Annotated in this window: 2 protein-coding genes and 1 pseudogene; all 3 read right to left on the bottom strand. The window is 67.3% G+C overall.

Features of this window, described 5'->3' with window-relative positions; all coding sequences use genetic code 11:
- Window positions 1–416 (bottom strand): annotated as a pseudogene (locus tag HUU94_RS07350) (hypothetical protein); the annotation flags it as partial.
- Complete coding sequence (locus HUU94_RS07345) at window positions 416–1,636, bottom strand: toxic anion resistance protein (protein WP_174274441.1); 1,221 nt, start codon at window positions 1,634–1,636, stop codon at window positions 416–418. The pseudogene HUU94_RS07350 and the gene HUU94_RS07345, both read right to left, overlap by 1 nt.
- A gap of 105 nt (window positions 1,637–1,741) precedes the next feature.
- Complete coding sequence (locus tag HUU94_RS07340; protein ID WP_174274440.1) at window positions 1,742–2,413, bottom strand: glutathione S-transferase family protein; 672 nt, start codon at window positions 2,411–2,413, stop codon at window positions 1,742–1,744.
- Window positions 2,414–2,618 lie beyond the last annotated feature (205 nt).

The following is a 2,618-nucleotide window of genomic DNA, read 5'->3' as shown; positions in this document are numbered from 1 at the left end:
AGCGCCTCGAGCCGCAGCCCGATGCCGTCGACCAGCCGCGCGGCGGGCGCGGGCAGCGCGGGGCGCTGCGTCTGGAGCCACGCCTCGGTGCGCGCGGGCAGTTGCGGGAGGTCGCTCTGCACCAGCCGCTCGGGCGTCTCGTCGGGGGTGTGGCCGGCGAACAGGATCACCGCCCAGGCGATCGCCAGCGCGACCATCGCCGCCAGAAAGCCCATCATCCCGATCGGCCCGATCGCGATCCCCCACGCGAAGATGGCGGCGAACAGCGCGAGCGTGGCGAGCAGCAGCCGCTTGGCGGTGCGCTTGCCCGCCTGATAGCGGCGCTGGCGCGCGCGCTGCGCGAGGCGGCGGCCTTCGGGCGAGACGCGCTGGAGCAACGCCTCGGCATCGGCGATGACGCGATCGCTGTTGGCCATCAGACCGGCTTGAACGGATCTTCGGGGGTGGGCGTGGCGGCGCCGCCCGACGTCAGCCGCGCCTGGTTGGCGCCCTCGGCGCGCGCGATATAGCCCTTCGACTTCTCGACCTCGGACGACAGGCTATTGACCGTCGTCTTCATCGAATCGAGCGCCTCCAGCTTGAATTTGTCGACCGCGTCCATCGTATCGTAGATATTCTGGAAGGCGCGCTTCAGCGTCTCCAGCGGGATCGTCGCGGACGCCGCCTGCTGGTGGATCTGCGCGGTCTGGGTGCGAAGCAGATTGCCCGTCGAATCGATGATGTTGGCGGTGGTCGTGTTGAGCGCGGTGATCTGATCGAGCACGAGCTTCTGATTGGTCAGCGCCTGCGCCACCGTCACCGCGGTGCGCAGCGCCGCCACCGTGGTGGTCGACGCGCGATCGACGCCCTTCACCAGCTCGACATTGTTCTTCTTGACGAGATCGAGCGCGAGATAGCCCTGCACCGTCACCGCCATCTGCGTGAGCAGATCCTGCGTGCGCTGGCGGACGTAGAAGAGCGCGGTCTCGCGGATCGCCTTGGCCTTGGCGGGATCGCCGCCCTCCAGCTCCAGCGCCTTGCCCTCGAGCCTGGCGTCGAGCGCTTTAGAGACGTGGATCATCTGCTCCAGCCGCCCCATCGCGCCCCACAAGGCCTGCCGCTCGACATCGATCGCGGCATTGTCCTTGGTCAGCTCGTCCTTGCCGTTGGCAAGGCTGCCCAGGATGCCCGAGATGTGCGTCTGCGCGGATTTGTAGCCGTCGAAATAATTGCGCAGCTTGTTGCCGAAGGGGATGATCCCGAAGAGCTTCTTCGGCGCGGTGAGGTTGCCGCGCTTGCCGGGATCGAGATCCTCGACGGTGCGCCTGAGCTCGGCGAGATCCTTGCCGACCCCGCCTTCCTGCATCGCGCGCACCGGGCGATCGAGGAAGCGATTGGAGTGCCCCGCCGCCTCGGCGATCTCGCGCCGCCCCATGTTGGTGATCTGATCGACCTTCTTGCCGAACTCGGGGCTGTTGGCGTCGAGCGCGGCAAGCTCCTCGACGAAGCCCTCGGCCTTGGCGTCGAGCTGGGTCTGCTGATCCTGCTTGAGCGGCACGAGCCCCGCCGCGCGGGTGGGTGCCACCGCCTGCACCGGCGCCGGCGGGGTCAGCACGAGGTCCGTCTCGGTCGCCGTATCAGTCGCGGTCGTCGCCAAAGTTCGTCTCCACCGGAAGCGGTTCCAAGATGGACGCAACCGCTGTGCTGTTCAAGTGATACGGTCGCGGCCGGACCGCGCGCCGGATGGGGGCGTATCGGGCGATCAGAAATCGACCTTGTCGTAATGATCGGGCGGGCCGACCACCTCCATCCGTTCCGAAAGCAACGGCCGGAAGCTGGGGCGGCTCTTCATCCCCGCATACCAGTGCCGCGTGCGATCGTGACCGCGCCAGTCGATCCCGCCGAGATAATCGGCGACCGAAATGTGCGCGGCGGCGGCGAGATCGGCGAGGCTGAACAGCGGCCCCGCCATCCAGCGGCGGTGATCGAGCAGCCAATCGACATAATCGAGATGGCTGTTGGCGAGCCGCATCGCTTCGCGCAGCGCGCCGGCATCGGGGGAGATGCGGTGGACGAGCCGCTTCTCCATCCGCTCGAACATCAGCGGGCGAACGACCTCGTCGTAGAATTTCTGATCGAACCAGGCGGCGAGGCGGCGGATCTCGGCACGGTGCGCGGCGGTGCCCGGCAGCATCGTCGCGCGCTCGATCGTCTCTTCCAGATAATCGCAGATCGCCGGGGACCCGATCAGCACCAGCCCGACGACACTATCGACCAGCACCGGCGTCTGGCCGGCGGGGTTCATGTCGATGAATTCGTCGCGCTGCTCCCAGGGGCTTTCACGGACGAGCTCATATCCCTCGCCCTTTTCGCCCAACAGCAGGCGGACCTTGCGGGAAAAGGGGCAGAGCGGAAATTGATAGAGCTGCCACATGCGGGGTGATTAGCCCGATCCGGGCACGGGATACCAGATGCCGCGGCCAAGGTTCGTGAGGGGCGCTTCGGAAAACTGTGGATAGCGGGCGCGGGCGATGCGCTGGAGGCTGTCCTGTTTATTTGAAGCGTCACCCCGGCCTTGAGCCGGGGTCCCGCTGCCTGCCGACGCTCAAGAAGAAGCGGGACCCCGGCTCAAGGCCGGG

The sequence above is a fragment of the Sphingomonas bacterium genome (genome assembly GCF_903644055.1).
Lineage (GTDB): Bacteria > Pseudomonadota > Alphaproteobacteria > Sphingomonadales > Sphingomonadaceae > Sphingomonas_I.
Note: the sequence above shows the minus strand (reverse complement) of the source record. Positions and strands in the feature narration are given on the sequence as shown.

Bases quoted from the DNA above. Each gene is read 5' to 3' on its own strand.
- HUU94_RS07340 (WP_174274440.1), bottom strand. From the start codon at position 2,413: ATGTGGCAGCTCTATCAATTTCCGCTCTGCCCCTTTTCCCGCAAGGTC.